At 39.0% G+C, this 15,721-nt stretch carries 19 protein-coding genes; 17 read left to right on the forward strand and 2 right to left on the reverse strand.

Annotated elements, in window-relative coordinates; all coding sequences use genetic code 11:
• Window positions 1–143: 143 nt before the first annotated feature.
• From CYP26_RS03765 to CYP26_RS03805, 9 genes are all read left to right on the forward strand, one after another.
• Entirely contained in the window at window positions 144–584 is a 441-nt protein-coding gene (locus CYP26_RS03765) for a hypothetical protein (protein ID WP_103630428.1), read from the forward strand.
• A gap of 154 nt (window positions 585–738) precedes the next feature.
• Entirely contained in the window at window positions 739–2,112 is a 1,374-nt protein-coding gene (locus tag CYP26_RS03770) for a sodium-dependent transporter (protein WP_103630429.1), read from the forward strand.
• 3 nt (window positions 2,113–2,115) lie between these two features.
• Window positions 2,116–3,234, forward strand: coding sequence for a hypothetical protein (locus tag CYP26_RS03775; RefSeq protein WP_103630430.1), 1,119 nt, complete (start codon window positions 2,116–2,118; stop codon window positions 3,232–3,234).
• Window positions 3,235–3,242: 8 nt separating this feature from the next.
• Window positions 3,243–4,445 (forward strand): M48 family metallopeptidase, encoded by a 1,203-nt coding sequence (locus CYP26_RS03780; RefSeq protein WP_103630431.1) that lies wholly within the window; start codon window positions 3,243–3,245, stop codon window positions 4,443–4,445.
• Window positions 4,435–5,247, forward strand: coding sequence for a peptide chain release factor N(5)-glutamine methyltransferase (gene prmC, locus CYP26_RS03785; protein WP_103630432.1), 813 nt, complete (start codon window positions 4,435–4,437; stop codon window positions 5,245–5,247). The genes CYP26_RS03780 and prmC overlap by 11 nt, the downstream gene beginning before the upstream one ends.
• 10 nt (window positions 5,248–5,257) lie before the next feature.
• On the forward strand, window positions 5,258–5,737 hold the full coding sequence (locus CYP26_RS03790; protein WP_103630433.1) for a DUF4149 domain-containing protein: 480 nt from the start codon (window positions 5,258–5,260) through the stop codon (window positions 5,735–5,737).
• Window positions 5,721–6,503 (forward strand): threonine/serine exporter family protein, encoded by a 783-nt coding sequence (locus CYP26_RS03795; protein WP_103630434.1) that lies wholly within the window; start codon window positions 5,721–5,723, stop codon window positions 6,501–6,503. The genes CYP26_RS03790 and CYP26_RS03795 overlap by 17 nt, the downstream gene beginning before the upstream one ends.
• Window positions 6,496–7,011, forward strand: a complete 516-nt coding sequence (locus CYP26_RS03800; protein WP_103630435.1) for a threonine/serine exporter family protein — start codon at window positions 6,496–6,498, stop codon at window positions 7,009–7,011. The genes CYP26_RS03795 and CYP26_RS03800 overlap by 8 nt, the downstream gene beginning before the upstream one ends.
• Window positions 7,012–7,031: 20 nt before the next feature.
• A complete protein-coding gene (locus CYP26_RS03805) occupies window positions 7,032–7,421 on the forward strand; it encodes a YbgC/FadM family acyl-CoA thioesterase (RefSeq protein WP_103630436.1) in 390 nt (129 codons plus the stop codon).
• 12 nt (window positions 7,422–7,433) lie between these two features.
• Here the strand turns inward: CYP26_RS03805 and CYP26_RS03810 are convergent, their stop codons facing one another.
• Together CYP26_RS03810 and CYP26_RS03815 are read right to left on the reverse strand one after the other, a co-directional pair.
• The gene (locus CYP26_RS03810; RefSeq protein ID WP_103630437.1) at window positions 7,434–8,714 is read right to left on the reverse strand and encodes a hypothetical protein; all 1,281 of its coding nucleotides are present in this window, start codon (window positions 8,712–8,714) and stop codon (window positions 7,434–7,436) included.
• Window positions 8,711–9,202 (reverse strand): uracil-DNA glycosylase family protein, encoded by a 492-nt coding sequence (locus CYP26_RS03815; RefSeq protein ID WP_258031401.1) that lies wholly within the window; start codon window positions 9,200–9,202, stop codon window positions 8,711–8,713. The genes CYP26_RS03810 and CYP26_RS03815 overlap by 4 nt, the downstream gene beginning before the upstream one ends.
• Before the next feature lie 285 nt (window positions 9,203–9,487).
• Between CYP26_RS03815 and rpmH the strand changes: the two genes are divergently transcribed.
• From rpmH to CYP26_RS03855, 8 genes are all read left to right on the forward strand, one after another.
• Window positions 9,488–9,622, forward strand: coding sequence for a 50S ribosomal protein L34 (rpmH, locus tag CYP26_RS03820; RefSeq protein WP_002940373.1), 135 nt, complete (start codon window positions 9,488–9,490; stop codon window positions 9,620–9,622).
• On the forward strand, window positions 9,610–9,945 hold the full coding sequence (gene rnpA, locus CYP26_RS03825; RefSeq protein WP_035142427.1) for a ribonuclease P protein component: 336 nt from the start codon (window positions 9,610–9,612) through the stop codon (window positions 9,943–9,945). Before rpmH ends, rnpA begins: the two co-directional genes overlap by 13 nt.
• Window positions 9,942–10,283, forward strand: coding sequence for a membrane protein insertion efficiency factor YidD (yidD, locus tag CYP26_RS03830; RefSeq protein WP_002940252.1), 342 nt, complete (start codon window positions 9,942–9,944; stop codon window positions 10,281–10,283). The genes rnpA and yidD overlap by 4 nt, the downstream gene beginning before the upstream one ends.
• Complete coding sequence (gene yidC, locus CYP26_RS03835) at window positions 10,284–11,837, forward strand: membrane protein insertase YidC (protein ID WP_103630439.1); 1,554 nt, start codon at window positions 10,284–10,286, stop codon at window positions 11,835–11,837.
• Entirely contained in the window at window positions 11,837–12,946 is a 1,110-nt protein-coding gene (locus tag CYP26_RS03840) for a Jag N-terminal domain-containing protein (protein WP_103630440.1), read from the forward strand. Before yidC ends, CYP26_RS03840 begins: the two co-directional genes overlap by 1 nt.
• Window positions 12,943–14,268: a tRNA uridine-5-carboxymethylaminomethyl(34) synthesis GTPase MnmE gene (gene mnmE / locus CYP26_RS03845; RefSeq protein WP_103630441.1), complete on the forward strand. Its 1,326-nt coding sequence runs from the start codon at window positions 12,943–12,945 to the stop codon at window positions 14,266–14,268. Before CYP26_RS03840 ends, mnmE begins: the two co-directional genes overlap by 4 nt.
• Before the next feature lie 42 nt (window positions 14,269–14,310).
• A complete protein-coding gene (locus CYP26_RS03850) occupies window positions 14,311–14,892 on the forward strand; it encodes an NAD(P)H-dependent oxidoreductase (protein ID WP_103630442.1) in 582 nt (193 codons plus the stop codon).
• Window positions 14,893–14,966: 74 nt separating this feature from the next.
• Window positions 14,967–15,686: a hypothetical protein gene (locus tag CYP26_RS03855; RefSeq protein WP_103630443.1), complete on the forward strand. Its 720-nt coding sequence runs from the start codon at window positions 14,967–14,969 to the stop codon at window positions 15,684–15,686.
• Window positions 15,687–15,721: the final 35 nt, after the last annotated feature.

The following is a 15,721-nucleotide window of genomic DNA, read 5'->3' on the forward strand; positions in this document are numbered from 1 at the left end:
CCCAAACCCCTCGCACGTTAGAAGTTGCTGTGCTACGCACAGGTTTTGATACGTAAAATTGCAATATCACATCAAAAGCTTAAATAAAATTTTATATAATCCCTCTTTTACAAAGGTATAGCGACTTTACAAAAAGGAGGCAAATGAGCGAGAAAAATCCAGTTTCAAATTTTACTTCTGCTGATGATGAGGTGCTTGCATTTTTGTCAAATTTGGGTCAAAAATGGCGCAAAAGCGATGATGTAGCAAATTTTATAGAGCGAAATTTTACCTTTGTCGGTTCAAAACCGCTTTTGCAAAACTTAAAAGATTATAAAACGGCTGATTATAAAAATTTTACTGATATTAAAAATTTTCTAAGCTCACTCACAAGCATTCAAAGCAAATTTTTAAGCAGCGAGATAAGCTACGTCGGCGATGGTCTAACTAGCCTAGAGCTTAAATTTGTGCCTGAATGCTTTTATGATTTTTTAAAATTTATGGTTGAAAATGTCGCGCAACATCACTATTTTTGCAGCCAAAAAGAGGGTTGGATCTTGCTAGTTGCGATGGAGGGATATGTAGAATTGGGCGTTTTGCATTAATAGATTTAAAATTATCCTGCAAAGATAAAAATTCCGTCTATAAAAGTCCTAAAATTTAGCAAAAAAGTCAAATTTACACGCAAGCATCGCCTTTTGCTAGCAAAATTTAATCATTTTTTTTATATAATCCAAGTTTTTCACAAAGGTAGATAATATGGATAGAAAATCGTGGAGTTCAAGACTTACATATATTTTAGCTGTTGCAGGGGCTACGGTCGGCTTTGGCGCGACGTGGCGGTTTCCTTACTTGGTCGGTCAAAACGGCGGCGGGGCCTATGTTCTCGTGTTTTGCATAGCGATGATAGTCATTGGTATTCCTATGATTTTGGTTGAAAACGCCATCGGTAGGCGACTAAAGTGCAACGCCGTTGATGCATTTGGCGGCACGATAAATGGCAAAAAGATCAGCAAAAAGTGGCAGATAGTCGGCTGGATGGGGCTTGTTGGCGCATTTGGCATCATGGCTTATTATATGGTTATCGGCGGCTGGGTCTTAAACTATATCGCTCAAATTTCATTTGGCCTGCTTGATCTCTCGCACATCGTGAGCTTTGAGCAAACGAGCGCATTTTACGAGCAAAATATCGTTAGCAACCCACTAGCCATCAGCTTTGCGACTCTTGTTTTTGTTCTGGTTAATTACGCTATCTTGGTGCAAGGTGCAGTTGGCGGCATCGAACGCTCAGCAAAATATCTAATGCCACTGCTTTTTATCCTAATGCTCGTCATGATCGCTAAAAACATCACGCTTGAAGGTGCTATGGAGGGTGTGAAATTTTATTTAACGCCTGATTTTTCAAAGATAAGCTTAAAGCTTTTTGTCGATGTTTTGGGACAGGTTTTCTTTGCGCTTTCGCTTGGATTTGGCGTGATGATAACGCTTTCAAGTTTTGTGAAAAAAGACGAAGGGCTGGTTAAAATTTCTATCATCACAGGTATCTTAAACACCGTCATAGCCGTGCTTGCTGGCTTTATGATATTTCCGTCGCTCTTTAGCTACGGCGTCTCGCCAGATAGCGGTCCTAGCCTAGTTTTCAAGTCGCTTCCGATAGTTTTTTCACACATGCCCTTTGGCGGATTTTTCGCGGTGGCGTTTTTCGCGCTTCTTATGATTGCTGCGCTTACGACATCGTTACCGATATATGAAGTGATCATTACTACACTGCAAGAGAAATTTAAGATAAAACGCAAAAAAGCGATATTTTTAGTGCTTAGCGTCATCTTTGTGCTTGGGAATTTGCCATCACTTATGGCTACAAATTTGCTAAGCCATGTGAGCGTTTTTGGTAAAAATATCTTTGACGCATACGACGCGATAAGTGCTACGATATTTTTCGTGCTGACCTCACTTGGATGTGCGATATTTGTGGGCTGGGTGCTAAAAGATGAGGCTAAAAAAGAGATCTTGCAAGGCAGTGAAAAATACGCAAAGCTTATAAATATTTGGTTTTTCTACATCAAATTTATCGTGCCTTTTGTCATTTTGGTGCTATTTATTAGTAGTTTTTACGACAACTTTTTGAAGTAAAATATGCGCGAGCTTGTAAATTTTGATAGCGGTGAGCGTTTAGGGCTTAGCGTAGAGGATAAAGCTTTAGTGAGCGTGAGCTTAAAAGGTGGCAAAACAAAGCAGAGTAAAAAAGAATTTGCAAGCGAGCAAGATGCCAAAAAAGCCTGCGCGAAAAAGGAGTGGGAGAGCCTAAAAAAGGGCTTTATCCTGCAAGATAGCGAGGCAAAAGCTGGCAAAGCGTGCTTACACGTTTATATCGGTGGTGGATACACTGGAGCACTCTCGTTTGCCAGCGTAAGAGATGAAATTTATGTCTATAAAAGTGGCGGTCAAAAAGATGGCAGCATGCCTAGCGATATTTTAGTGAAGCTTGATCGAAGCGGCGCTATAAAAGAGCAGATCGCCTTGCCAAAGCCGCTTGCATGGCATGCCGAGAATGTAGGCGAAAATTTACTTTTAGACCTTGATCATGAAATTTACATTTTTGAGCCAAAAGAGGCTAAATTTCGCCAAATTTCAGCCGAGCAAAATGTTAAGAAAAATAGCGAGATAGCGAGCTTTATCTGTGCTTCAAATAATGTGGCAGTTTTTGGCATGTTTGGGCAGATTTTTACCTTTTACGAGGGTAAAATTTCAATGCTTGGCGAGTATAAATGCAGTACAAAAAGCCACGTGCCGATACTCTGTGCGGCTCTTAGTGCGAATGCTAGCATGCTTGCGCTTTGCACCAAAGAGAACGAAGTGCAAATTTTAAACGCAAAAAATGGCGAAATTTTAAGTGAGCTAAGAGCCGAATTTGGCGCGCTTGATAAAATTTGTTTTTTGAACAAAAAGACACTTTTAGTTAGAAAGTATCTTGAAAACAAGCTATTTTGCCTTGATATAAAGAGCGCAAAAGTGACAAAGCAGCCTTGGATAAAGGACGAGTATTTAAGAGTGAGCGAGTTTTGCATTGACGCCGTAGCTGGCAAGCTTGTGGTTATTGATCAAAGCAGGGCATACGCCGCCAATCTAAAAAGTGGCGATGTGATGGCGGAATTTACGCTAGATCATGTCGTAAAGAGCTGTGAGGCTAAATTTATAGATGGCAAACTCGCAGTTAGAACGGACTATGGTTGCTTTAGTCTTTATGAAATTTAAGGGAGAATATGTTTTATACACTTTTATCTATTTATATTTTTTATGTGATTATTAAACTTTTTTTGGCGAATTTGCAGATCAGCTTTGTAAGGGCTGAAGCCAAAAAAGAGCCTGTTGTGCTTGAGGAGAGCGAATACAAAAACGCCGCAGTTGCCGCCGTGACAAATCAAAAATTTGAAATTTTTAGCCTCATCTACCACGCCGTTATCTTCTTTGCGTGGATAAGCTTTGGGCTAAAAATGCTCTCAAACGCTTGCCTAAAAGATGGCACTACGCTTGAAAATATCCTCTTTGTGATGAGCTTTTTACTGATTTCATCGCTGCTTGATCTGCCGCTAAGCATCTACGAGAGCTTTGTTAAAGATAAAAAACTTGGCTTTTCAAATATGAGTGCAAAGATATTTTTGGTTGATACTATAAAGTCGCTGGCTCTTATGCTAGTTTTTGGCTCGGCTTTCGTCTGGCTCGTGCTTCTTTGCATAAATTTCCTTGGCGATTTTTGGTGGTTTTGGGCGTTTTTGCTAAGTTTTGGCATCGCTTTAATTATAAATTTGATATACCCAACACTCATCGCGCCTATTTTTAACAAGATGTCGCCGCTTGAAGATGGCGAGCTAAAGGGCAAGATAGAGGGTCTGCTCGCAAAATGCGGCTTTAAAAGTAGCGGCGTCTTTACCATAGACGCTAGTAAGCGTGACAACCGCTTAAACGCCTATTTTGGCGGGCTTGGAGCGACAAAGCGAGTGGTGCTTTTTGATACGCTCATAAAAAAGCTAAGCACAGAGGAGATTGTGGCAGTTTTGGGGCATGAGCTTGGGCACTTTAAACATAAAGATATCCTAAAAATGATAGCGCTAAGTGCGGTAATGCTATTTTGTCTATTTTTCATCTTTGGAAACGTTGGCGTAAGCGCATACGAGGCGATAGGGCTTGGGCAAAATGGCGCTAGCATTATCATCTTTTTGGTGCTTTTCTCGCCTATTTTTAGCTTTCTTTTTTCGCCGATCATCTCGCACTTTAGCCGTAAAAATGAATTTGGCGCAGACAAGTTTTCAAAAGAAATTTCAAACAAAACCGACATGATAAACGCCCTAACCAAGCTTGGCAGCGAAAACAAAGCGTTTCCAAAGTCGCACTGGCTTTACTCATTTGTCTATCACTCGCACCCAAGCCTTTTTGAGCGGATAAATGAGCTAGAAAATGAGAGTTGAAGAGGCTCTAAAAGAAGCAAATTTAAGGCTAAAGCCACTTTGCGAGAATCCAAGCAGGGTGGCTAAAATTTTGCTCATGAGCTACCTTGATGTGAGCATCGAGTGGATATTTTTAAACCAAAAGAGCGAATTTGATGAGAGCGGCTACTTTGCCCTTGTAAAGCGCTTTGAAAGCTATGAGCCACTTGAGTACATTACCGGCAAGGCTGGCTTTTATGGGCTGGAGTTTGAGGTAGAAAGTGGCGTTTTGATACCGCGCCCTGAGACTGAAATTTTAGTTGATAAAGTGCTAGAGATCGCTAGCGGCTATAAAGCGCCAAAGATCGCTGAGATCGGCACTGGCAGCGGGATAATAAGCATCATGCTTGCCCTTAAAATAAACGCTAAAATAGTAGCCACTGATATAAACGAAAAGGCTCTAAAATTAGCTAAAAAAAATGCGCTTAAATTTAATGTAAGCGAGAAGATCGACTTTGTAAAGTGCTCTTATATCGATGAAATTTCAGGTGATATTGACATCTTGGTCTCAAACCCGCCATATATCGCGCGAGACTATAAACTCGATAAATTTGTAATAAACGAGCCGCATGAGGCGCTATTTGGCGGTGAGATCGGGGATGAAATTTTAAAAAATATCATCCTTATCGCTAGAAATCGCGGCATAAAAGATATCGCCTGCGAAATGGGCTATGATCAAAAAGCGAGCATGGAGATGGCGCTAAAATTTAATGGCTATAAAAGCACTTTTTACAAGGACTTAGCGGGCTTTGACAGGGGCTTTTGCGCGAGATTAAAACTATAAAGGAGAGAGGTTGAGAAGTATCTATTTTTTACTATTAGCAGCGGTGATCGGCACTGAACTAACGCTTGGAATTTTGGTCGCGCCAGTCATATTTTTCCCACAAAGCATAATAGGCGAGGGGGCGCTCACGCATTTTATGAGCGGACAGATGATGACAAAGATATTTTTAAAATTTAACTATGTTTTGCTGTTTGTTAGCGCAGTGGTGGCGGTTAGCGAGCTCTTTGATCTAAGAAAAAAGCTCGCATTTTCGCTGAAATTTAGCACATTTATGCTTTCGTTTTTAAATTTAGCCCTAGCGCTAAGCTTTGTCTTTATCTTTACGCCTTTTATCGTGCAGGCTCAGGGCCTTGGCGCAGAGGCTACGCAGACAGCGGAGTTTGCCAAGATGCACAGCGCAAGCGAATATGTGATGAAAGTGATGCTTATTTTGCAACTCATTTTGTTCTTTGTGAAATTTAAGATCAGTCAAGATGAACACCAAGCCTGATATCCAAATCTTAACAAATTTCCTCGCCGAATACACGACAGCAATGGTGAGTGCTGGCACATACACTGCGCGCGTAGAAAAGTGCGTCGACCGCATAGCTAATCACTACGGATACGACGTTAGCGTGACCATTTTCGTGAAGTATTTTACTATTAGTGTGATGGACTCACAGGATAACTCATTGCGCCGAACTTATGTGAGAAAGATCCCTTTAGGGCACGTTAGTTTTAATAGAATTTCCGAACTATCCTCGCTTAGTTGGCAAATTTTAGATGAGAGTTTGAGCTTGGATGAAGCTAAAGAGAGTTTTGATAGTGTGATGAGTGTTGGTGCGAATAAATTTGCTAGCTCGCTTATTTTAATAAGCCTTGCAAATGCGGCATTTTGCAGACTTTTTGGAGGCGATGCTGGCTCAGTTGTTTGCATATTTTTTGCAACGCTTGTTGGCTACACTCTTAAATTTGCCCTTGCGAAAATGGGCGTAAATTTAAAAATTCAATACGTCCTGACATCCTTTGTCGTCTCATTTATCGCCTATCTTGGCGTATCTTACGGGCTTACGCACACAAGCGATGTGGCGATAGGCTCGTCTGTGCTCTTTATGATGCCTGGCGTTTTTCTCATAAATTCAGTCTTTGACATCCTAAACGACAACACCCTTGTTGGCATTAGCAGAGCCATAAGCACGGGCATCCTCATACTTTGTATGGCTGTTGGCGTCTATATCACGCTAACGCTTAGCAGTGCGGAGATACTAAATGTTTGAGCTTTTGAGCGAAACGCTTGTAGATGCTGGCTTTGCTGCGGTGGCTGGACTTGGCTTTGCCTATGCTAGCTCGCCTCCAAAAAGAACTCTCATATTTTGCGCCTTGCTCGCTGCATTTGCGCATGCTAGCCGCTTTTGGATCATGCAGATGGGATTTTTTAACATCAGTGTCGCAACGCTCATCGTCTCTTTTATGAGCGGAATTTTAGGCATGCTCTTTGCCAAACGGCTAAAGGTGCCAGCTGAGATCATCGCATTTCCAGCACTTTTACCGATGGTGCCAGGAGTTTTTGCATATAAAGGGATATTGGCGCTTTTTTCATTTTTAAATGAGACAAGCATTGCTAAGAAAAACGAGTATTTGATTATATTTTTTGATAACGCTATCACGACCACGACGGTTTCGCTAGCGCTTGGTGTGGGTGTTTCGGTGGTGCTTACCTTGTTTTATGATCAATCACTTACGATAACTAGAGGCGCTAAACGAGAGCCTAGCAAGAGCAAATGAAAATTTAAAGGAGCTTTGCAGTGAAGATAAGAATTTATTACGAAGATACCGATGCAGGTGGCATCGTCTATCATACAAATTATATTAAATATTGCGAGCGAGCCAGAAGTGAGGCGTTTTTTGAAGCTGGGCTAAATTTCACAAAAGAGGGCGGATATTTTGTCGTTTCGGCACTTGAAGCTAAATTTCTCGCTTCAGCTGTGCTTGGCGATGAGGTTTTTGTAAGGACAAAGCTCATAGAGCTTAAAAAGGCAAGTCTTGTTTTAGAGCAAGAAATTTATAAATTTGAAGAAAAAGATGCCGAAAAAGTGCTCTTTAAAGCGACTATCACGCTAGCTTTTATGAAAGAGGGCAGGCTAGCAAAGATAGATGAGAGCATGAAAGCTTTTATAAATGGGGTTAAATTTTAGCAAGCAAAACTGCTAAATCCCGCTTGTGCTATTTTGCTCCTGCGAATTTACCTCATTAAAGTGATCGCTTTTTGTATCATAAATTTTCACATCATATAAAACTTGTGAGCCCTCAACTCTCTCTGTAAAAATTTTGCTGGCATTTTTGTTTATAAAATTTGTATAGATATACTCCACTCCCAAGGCACTTGAGTAGCCGATCTGTGAGTATCTAAAATCAACTCCAAAAAGATCTCCAAGCCCTAAAAATCTCTCATCAAGCGAATTTAGCGAATTTGCCACAAAGAGGTTTTGTCTATCTCTTTGTGTGATGGCGCTAAAGATATTTGGCAAGAAATTTATCTGCGTGCTTAAAAGCGCGTAAGGCTTTATCTCGAAGCCTCTCATCTGTGTTGCTACAAGGGAAGCTTTAACTATAGGGATGTTTAAAAAGACGCTTGCGTTATCAAATTTAGACTTTTTGCTTAAAGTATCGTTTAAATTTATATCTTTGCCAGTGATCGAGCTCTCGTAGTAGTCGCTGCTTTGCATGCGTACATATTCATTTAGCTTTTGTGCTAGCGCGCTGCCATCGTCAAAGGCGACTATTTTTTCGTTGGCAAAAGCTAGCAGGGCTGAAATCTGCGCTTTGTAATCAACTCCACCAAAGATCAAATTTGGCTTTGGAGCTATCACAAAAGAGCTATGAACGCTTGGGATGTAGATGAGCTCGTTTGGCAAGATGAGAGAATTTACCGTGTTTGCGCCATTTTGAGTAAGGGCTGCTATGAAGTAGATAAATCCCTCATTTCTAGCGTTTTGAAGCGCATTTTGAAGGCTAGGCAAACTCTCGTCGCTGCTATTTACAAATTTCACTTCGACATTTGCATCTTGCTTTAAGATGTAGCTTAGAATCGCGTTTGATACGACATTTGCGTATGATTTTATAACCTTTTGAGGGATGATGACTGCTATCTTATCGCTTGCAGCGAGTTTTAAAACCATCTCTCCACCAAGCGAAGTGTAAAGGTCTAAAAGTGCCTTATCATCTATCTTTTCTGGTTCAAATCTCGCCATAAAGCTAGCTAACATATCGCTTTTTGCAAGCTCATTTAAGCAAGAGCTATCACAAAATTCTGGCTCTAAATTTATGTAAGTGATCTTTGCTGGCGGTATGCTTGAGAGGCTTTGATTTTTAGTGATGTTGCTTTCAAATTTTGCCTCAGTGATCTCGTCTTGCATCTCGCTTAAGGCTTCATTTTGCGCTGCAAAAAGGCTTACAAATATAACTAAAAAAAGAAAAATTCTTTTCATATCACTCCCTTGATTTTTTTCAAATCATCTATAAAATTTTCTTTAAAACTTGGATTTTTGCTGATCCACTCCGGTGAAAAAGTTGGCACTATAAACCTATCATCATCTTTTAAAATGCTTCCTCTTATACTTGAAAATCCACCCTTTGAGAGTAAATTTGGATAAAGATGCATGAAAGCTTGCTCTCCTAAAGTGATGATCATTTTGGGCTTAATAAGTCTTATCTCTTCTAAAAGATAAGGCCTACAAAGCTCAAACGAACTCTTTAACGCTGGATTTTTCGCGTCACTATTTGAAATTTCACAGCGCAAAAGCAAGCTTATATAAACACTATCTTTTTCTAAATTTAAGCCTTCTTTTATAGCATTTTCTAAAATTTTGCCACTTGTGCCTTCAAAATAGTCATCTTTTTTGCAAAGTAAGACAAACATTATCTTGCTATTTTTATCACCAAAGCCAGTAGAAGCGCACTTTGAACTGTTTCTCAAAAAGCAAAGAGAGCACTTTTTTATCTCATTATTTAGCTCGTCTATGCTGTTATAATCTTGATATTTACTTAAATTAAGAAAATTTTCATCTATAAAATTGTAACCGATCGCCTTTAAAAAAAGTAATCTTTCTAAGAGATCTTTATTTTTATGAAATTTCATTTTTGGATTATAACTTGATTTACTTAAAGTTTAAATTATAGTTTTTTCGGGCTGATTTATTCAAAGGAATTTAAGTATTGCTTTGATAAAATCCCACTTTTTATATTAACTTTAAGGATAGAAATGAAAAGGACTTATCAACCTCATAAAACCCCTAAAAAACGCACTCACGGCTTTCGTTTAAGAATGAAAACTAAAAATGGCCGCAAGGTTATCAACGCTAGACGTGCTAAAGGTAGAAAAAGATTGGCTGCTTAGCTGGTTTTGAGTCACTAAGTGACTCGAGAGAATTTTCTCAGGTTTATAAAGAGGCCAGCAAATGGCACTGCGACGCTTGCGTAGTTTTTTATAAACCTACAATTGAAAAAAAATTAGCAGTTGTTGCTAGCAAAAAAGTGGGAAAGGCAGTAGTTAGAAATAGAGCAAAGAGGCTTTTAAGAGCTGCTTTTTTTTCTATTTCTAATGAGCTAAAAGATGGCACTTACATTATGGTCGCAAAAAATGGAATTACAGAAATTTCATTTGACAAAATTTGTAAAAATTTGAGCTGGTCTACAAAAAAAATGGGATGTCTAAAATGAAAAAATTTGCGATTAAATTTATCGCTTTTTATCAAAAATATATTTCCATACTTCTGCCAAAAAGCTGTCGCTACTATCCGACTTGCTCACAATACGCCATTTGGGAATTTCAAACAAACAGCTTTTTCTCTGCTTTTTTTGCAACATTTATGCGAATTTTAAGATGCAATCAACTTTTCAAAGGCGGTATCAACTACCCAATCATCCGCAAAAAATTTAACTCATGTTTTATATTTCAAAAAAGCGATACCAAAAATGTAAATTTCTGGTTTATCCCTTGCCAAAATAGTAAATTTTATGTCGTAAAAGTATTAGATAAATTAAAGGAAAAAAATTAAATGGAACAGATGTCTATGCAAAAAAGACTGCTTCTTGCAGCACTTTTGTCTATCGTATTTTTTATAGTATATGACTTTTTTATGCCAAAAAGAGCTCCACTAGAGCAAAACCAGACAACGATCTCTCAAACAATGGATCAAAGCAAAGCTCCAGCCTCTGCTAACGATACTCCAAAATCAAATGAAAATTTAGCTTCAAACGAGATAATCGCTACCATCAAAGGTCAAAGCTACGAAGCAAAGATAGATAAGCTAGGCAGGATTGCGAAATTTTATCTCACCGAAGATAAGTACAAAACAGAAGATGGCAACAAAATCGAGCTTGTTTCACAAAATCCATTACCACTTGAGCTTAGATTTAACGATAGCACTTTAAATGTTGATGCTTTTAAGGTTGCATATAGCAGTGACGCTAGCGAGGTAGATGCTAGCAGCGAGCCTAAAACTATAAAACTCACTCAAAATTTAGACGGCGTTACAGTCACAAAAAATATCAAATTTTATCCAAATGGTCGCTATGAGGTAGAAGTAAATTTAAGTAAAAGTGTTGATTATTTCATCACTCCTGGCTTTAGGCCAAACATCGCGATAGATAGCTACACAGTTCATGGTGTCATGCTTAGAAATACGGACGATAGCCTAAATATCATAGAAGATGGCGATGCAAAAGAGGTTAAAAACTATGCAAATACAACTATAGCAGCTGCATCTGATAGATACTACACAGCGCTATTTTACTCGTTTAATAAGCCATTTGAAGCTGTTGTGGATAAAGATGCAAATAACAATCCTATCGTCTTTGTAAAGGCAAACGATAGTCTAAAACTAGGCGCTTATATTGGACCAAAAGAGCATAAAATTTTAAGCTCGATGGATGAGAGACTAAACGACGTTATCGAGTATGGTTGGTTTACATTTATAGCAAAGCCGATGTTTGCATTCTTAAATTTCTTACATAACTACATTGGCAACTGGGGTTGGGCGATAGTCGTGCTAACGCTTGTTATAAGGATAGTTTTATTCCCACTTACATATAAGGGTATGCTATCGATGAATAAGCTAAAAGAGCTTGCTCCAAAGGTAAAAGAGATCCAAACAAAATATAAAGACGATAAGCAAAAGATGCAAGTTCATATGATGGAGCTATACAAAAAACATGGCGCAAACCCGATGGGTGGCTGCTTGCCGATATTGCTTCAAATTCCGGTATTTTTTGCGATCTACCGCGTTTTACTAAATGCGATCGAGTTAAAAGGCGCTCCTTGGATACTTTGGATACACGATCTTTCAGTGATGGATCCATACTTTGTGCTGCCTATCTTAATGGGTCTAACGATGTTTTTACAACAAAAACTTACACCAACGACATTTACCGATCCTATGCAAGAAAAGGTTATGAAATTCTTGCCTTTAATCTTCACATTTTTCTTTGTGACATTCCCAGCAGGTCTTACGCTTTACTGGTTTGTAAATAACGTTTGTTCGGTCGTTCAACAAGTCTTTGTAAATAAACTTTTTGAAAAACATAAAAAAGCTGCGGAGGTAAAGGCTTAATGAAAATAGAAGCAAATACTCTCCAAGAGGCATTTCAAAAGGCAGCCGAGCAGCTTAACTGTTCAGTTACAGAGCTTGATATAAAGGTCTTGCAACATCCAAGTGGTGGAATTTTTGGATTTTTTAAAAAAACAGCGATCATTGAGGCAAATTTAGAAAATCAGCCAAAACCACAGCAAAAACCAAAAAATGATAGAAATTTTGCTAAAAAAAGCGATGAAAACGAGCCTGTAAAAGAAGAGAAAAAACAGAGCAAAAAACACGATCATAATGATAAAAAGCGAAATCCTAAAAAGCACAAAGATGAGAAAAATGAGGCTAAGCCTGAGCAAAAAGAGCATAAAAATGAAAAGCAAAATTTAAGTGAGAAAAACTCAGCTCTTGTAAAAGATGCCTTTGCTGAAAAGGGCGAAAAAGAGGCTGAAGAGCCAGGATATGTTATAAAAAGGCTTGATGAGCCAAAAAAGGTAGAAAAACCTAAAGAGCCTAAAGAACAAAGAGAGCAAAAAGAAGCAAAAGAGTCACAAGCTAGCAAAAGTGCTCCTAAAAATATCCTAGATACTTCAATCATCGAAAATTTCAACCATACAGATGAAGAGAGCTCGGTGCAAAATTTGCCAAAAGAGAAAAAAGAGAAAGTTGTAATCGACTTTGATAAAATTTTGCCTGAGATAAAAGAGGGCATGACACGTCTCTTTAAAGCAAGCTGCTTTGAGATAGATAAGGTAGAGGTTAGTAAATTTAACGATGAGACCGTGCTTATAGAGCTAGACGGAGCTGATGCGGCGCTACTTATCGGCAAAGAGGGCTATAGATATAAAGCGATATCTTATATGCTTTACAACTGGCTAAATTCAAAATACAACCTTGCTATCCGCCTAGAGATCGCGCAGTTTTTACAAAATCAAGAAGCTATGATGGATCAATACTTAAATGGCGTGATTGAGCGTGTGCAAAATAGCGGTAGAGCGCAAACGAAGCCACTTGATGGGGTTTTGGTTAAGATCGCGCTTGAAAAGCTACGTGAGAAATTCTCAGATAAATATGTCGGCATAAAAAGTGGCAATGACGGCAAATTTGTCGTTGTAAATGACTTTTTCAAAAAATGAGTGAAACTATCGCAGCCCTTGCCACAGCTTATGGCATCGGCTCAGTTTCTATCGTAAGACTTAGCGGCAAGGACGCCCTTGCCACCTCTTTAAAACTCCTTAAACTTTCAAATTTAGAGCCAAGATACGCAAAACTAGCCAAAATTTACTCCCTTGATGATGAAATTTTAGACGAGGGCATCGTTATATATTTTAAGGCTCCAGCAAGCTTTACTGGTGAGGATATCGTCGAGTTTCAAACTCATGGTGGCGTTATGGTGAGTGAGAGAATTTTAAATGAGCTAATAAGAGCTGGTGCAAGGCTTGCTATGCCAGGTGAGTTTAGCAAGCGAGCATTTTTAAATGGCAAGATGGACCTAGCAAAGGCTGAGGCGATGCAAGGGCTCATCGCTTCAAAAAGCGAGATCGCTGCTAAAATTTTAACCCGCCAAATGCAAGGCGATCTTAGCAAATTTGTAGGCGAGATAAGGGGCGAAGTGGTCAAAACTCTTGCTTTTGTTGAGACGATGATTGACTACGCTGATGATGATCTGCCTGCAAATTTGCTAGAGCAGACCAAGCAGATGCTTTTAAAAAATAGCGAGAAGCTAGAGCGCATAGCCATTCTTAGTGAGCAAAGAAGAGGGCTCATAGATGGCTTTAAGATCGCCATCGTCGGTAAGCCAAATGTCGGCAAAAGCTCCATTTTAAACTCATTTTTGGCTTATGAGCGCGCGATCGTCAGCGACGAGGCTGGCACAACTAGAGATAGGATAGAAGAAAATTTCAAGATCGGCTCGCACTTAGTTCGCATAATAGACACCGCAGGCATCAGAAAAGATGCTGGAAAGATCGAGCAAATCGGCATAAACTACTCAATCTCAGCCATAAACGAGGCAGACATCATCCTAGCTGTCTTTGACGGCTCTTGCCCAAGTGACGAGCAAGACAAAGAGATAATTAGGCTCGTTTCTAACTCAAATAAAAAAGCATTTTTTATCCTAAACAAAAGCGATCTTGCGTTTAAATTTGACATAAATTTGGATGGCGCTATTAAAATTTCAGCAAAAAATGATACGAGCGTAGTTTTAAAAGAGCTTGAGGGTTATCTCAAGACGCAAGATACTGACGAGATCATGTTAAGCTCAAACCGCCAAATTTTAAGTTGCAAAGAGGCGAGCGAGGCTTTAAAAAGGGCATTTTTTAGGCTAAATGAAGAGGAACTAGAAATTTTTGCTTATGAGCTAAATACCGCGATAAAGGCACTTGCAAGTATCACAAAGCCATTTGAGAGAAGTGAAATTTTAGACGAGATGTTTAACCATTTTTGTTTAGGAAAATGATACTTTTTTTGGTTAAAATTTGCGCTTTTTAAAGGAGAAAAAATGAAAATTTTACTTATAAATGGTGGCAAAAAATTTGGCCATTCAGATGGCAGGCTCAATCAAACACTTCACGATCTTGCGTGCGAAAAACTAGCAAAAATGGGTCACGAGGTAAAGCGAACCGTGATAGATCAAGGCTATGATATCGAGGCTGAAGTTGAGAAATTTCTCTGGATGGACGTGGTAGTTTGGCAGATGCCAGCTTGGTGGATGGGCGAGCCTTGGATAGTGAAAAAATATATCGACGAGGTCTTTACGGCAGGACACGGCAAGCTTTATACGAGTGATGGCAGGCACAGGGTAGATCCAGCCAAAAACTACGGCAAAGGCGGCTTGCTAAATGGCAAGAATTTTATGCTAAGCCTTACTTGGAATGCCCCAGCCGAGGCATTTAGCGATCCAAATGAGTTTTTTGAGGCGCGCGGCGTTGATGGAGTTTATTTTCATTTTAGAAAGGCAAATGAATTTATGGGCCTAAAGTCGCTTCCGCACTTTATCTGCTGCGATGTTATCAAGATGCCAGATGTGCCAAGATACCTAAAAGAGTATGAAGCGCATCTTGAAAAAGTTTTCAAAGCGTAAAAACAAATTTCTACCGCTCTCTAGCCATTTGCGCTAGAGAGCATTTAAATTTATATCTATCTTGTGTGGGGAAAATGAGGACAAAATTTCTATTTTTAGCTGCGGCTGTATTATTTGTAGGGTGCGCTGGCAAGCAATTTTTAGTGCCAAGCGAAAAGTCAAATTTACTCTACCTTGAAAATAATGAAACCTTGCATGAAATGAAATTTAATAAGTTTCAAAATAGCCTAAATGACTTTAATAAATTTGCAAACATTGTCGGCAAAGCTGGGATAAAAGAGGCTAGTGAAAATAGCAAATTTGGCGCTCTTGGCGAGCTAATGCAAAGTGGTGACGCAAATAAAACGATGATCGTTAAAAACCTAGACACCAGCAAGGACGCTGTGCTATCAAATTCTAACGATATAGATGAGCTAATAAAGGCTAAAAATATCAAATTTTATGAAATTTCAAATGGCGCTATAAAGAGCGTGGTTTATAGCACAAAGAGCATGCCAGTTTGCGAAGCTTTTGCAAGCGGCAAAGAGGCGATAAAAGTAAAAAGCGTGACAAATCACCCTTTGAAAAATGGCTTTTTTGCAGTGATTCTAAACTCAGATATATCTAATGATCAAGGCTTTTTTCTAAGAGAGACGAGGTATTATTTCAACCTTTCAAGCAAAGATGAAGAGAAGATAAAGGCTGAGACGCTAACGCAAAATTTTTACAAAACATTTATCGAAAGTGACCTCGTGAGACAAGGTGAAATTCTCTCAAATGTGCTTTGTTTTAGTAAATTTCAAAAGGCTTTTTAGTAACTTTTTATAAGCAAGGTTGTAAAATAGCTTAA

This window comes from Campylobacter concisus, from assembly GCF_002913225.1.
GTDB classification, from domain to species: domain Bacteria; phylum Campylobacterota; class Campylobacteria; order Campylobacterales; family Campylobacteraceae; genus Campylobacter_A; species Campylobacter_A concisus_J.